Source organism: Streptomyces sp. (assembly GCF_019510245.1).
Taxonomy (GTDB): domain Bacteria; phylum Actinomycetota; class Actinomycetes; order Streptomycetales; family Streptomycetaceae; genus Streptomyces.
In genome coordinates, this window is sequence record NZ_JAEKKT010000496.1 from 1 (window position 1) to 1,794 (window position 1,794).

Genomic DNA, 1,794 nt, shown 5'->3' on the forward strand with positions numbered 1-1,794 from the left:
GAGCGAGCCGATGCCCATCGCGAAGACCATGACGGACAGCACCACGGAGGCCTGGGTGACCGAGACGCCGATCAAGTACGAGGCGAGAGCCACCAGTTCGAGCTCGTACACCAGTCCGCAGGCCGCGCAGACGAAGACGCAGGCGAGGACGAGGAAGCGGCCCGTGCCGGGGCGGACGGGCAGCCGCGCGGACCCGGCCCAGGACGGCGGAGCGCCGGGCGGAGCGGGGGCGTGCGGCTCGATCACGTTGCGACGGTACGTCACTGATGTGGCACGCTTCGTCACCCACACGTGTGGAACTGAGGAGCGAGCGGGCAACAGGGGTGCGTCGCTCAGCCCGACGTCCCGACCGGGACCCGGACCCCGACCCGTGTCCGCGTGGCCACCAACTGCCCGTCCTGCGGATACGCGTGCCAGGTCCGCCAGTGCACCTGCCCGTCGTACCGCTGGGCCAGCAGCGCCGTGAACGCGAGCGGGCTGCCCGGGAAAACCCCCGCGAGCCCGTTCGGATGGTCGGACACCAGCGCCAGCAACTCCTGTGCGCGCCCGGCGAACTGACCCGGCGACAGTGCCTCGACGCGCGCGGCGAACTCGTACTCCCAGTCCCCCACCCGCTTGGTCACGCCCAGGGGCAGCGGCGCACTGCTGCCGGCGATGCACGCCACCGTCTCCGAACAGATGCCCCGCTCCTCCTCCAGGAGCACTTGGTGGGACGCGCCGAGAAGTCTCAACTGAAGCTGCGCTCCGCCGATTTCGAGGTCGAGCGTGGCCAGGGCGGGCAGCGGCTCGCGCCCCAGGGCCCAGGCGAGGTCGGCCGCGCGCGTGTCGGTGTACGAGGTGTTCAGGGTCGTGAGCATGGATCGGCTCCGCTAGCACGCAAAGAAAGGGTGGTGTGGGGTTCCGGAACATCCGGGCGACTGTGGGGGGATCGGCCCGGTCAGCCCAGTCGGGAGGTCAGGACGTGTCCGCAGGACGTCCGAGGGGCTGTGTTGGCGATTTAGAGGGAATCATGAACAGTGGCGCCACCACAGCGTTTTTACCCAAGTTCGTGGGGTTTCCATCCCTCCGTGGGCTCTCCAGCTCATCTGTTCAACTACGGCGTGCGCCACGGCGGCCGGAGCGCGCGCCGGAGCACCGGAGTGAATAAGCGACAAACGGGGGCGCGCGTCACAGCAACAAGCGGGGGCGTGCGTCCCGACCCAGGTCCGGACCCACACCCCCGCCTTCCCCCGCTCCCCCGTCTCCGGATGCGGTTCCCCCTGCCGGAGCTCAGCTGCCCCGTGTCAGCTGCCTCCCCCGCATCCGCCCCCACCGCCGCAGGACGACCCGCCACCACAGGACGACCCACCGCCACAGGAGTGGCCACCGCCGCAGGAGTGCCCACCGTGGTGACCGCCGCCACCGGAGTCCGATCCGCCGCCGTCTCCCCCGGCCCACCAGCTGCCGCCGGCGGCGCCGGCGCCGCCGCTGTGGGCCGCCCGCATACGCCGACGCGTCGAGCCGTTCCGGAACACCGTGGCCACCACGCCCACGAGGAACAGGACCAGGAACACCACCAGGATGATGCCGAAGACCATGGCTCACCCTCCTTCCGTTACCCCCCGAAGCGACCCCCCGTGGGCGCCTCGCCGGTTGCGTGAGCTGGAGATGCCCTTCTGTCTCACGGGCCAAAGCAGAGTTGAGGAACTCCAGAGCTTGGGCGCAGGATGACCGGCATGACCTCCAGTGCGCGCCCCCTGCTCAACCGACGTCTCGCCGAGTTCGGGACGACGATCTTCGCCGAGATGTCCGCCC

At 70.4% G+C, this 1,794-nt stretch carries 2 protein-coding genes and 1 pseudogene; all 3 read right to left on the bottom strand.

Going from position 1 to position 1,794, the window contains the following annotated elements:
• Positions 1-246: pseudogene (locus JF597_RS54570) on the bottom strand (spermidine synthase); the annotation flags it as partial.
• Positions 247-332: 86 nt separating this feature from the next.
• Positions 333-857 (bottom strand): DUF2617 family protein, encoded by a 525-nt coding sequence (locus JF597_RS54575; protein WP_294014579.1) that lies wholly within the window; start codon positions 855-857, stop codon positions 333-335.
• A gap of 426 nt (positions 858-1,283) precedes the next feature.
• Positions 1,284-1,577, bottom strand: a complete 294-nt coding sequence (locus JF597_RS54580; protein WP_069764489.1) for a hypothetical protein — start codon at positions 1,575-1,577, stop codon at positions 1,284-1,286.
• Positions 1,578-1,794: the final 217 nt, after the last annotated feature.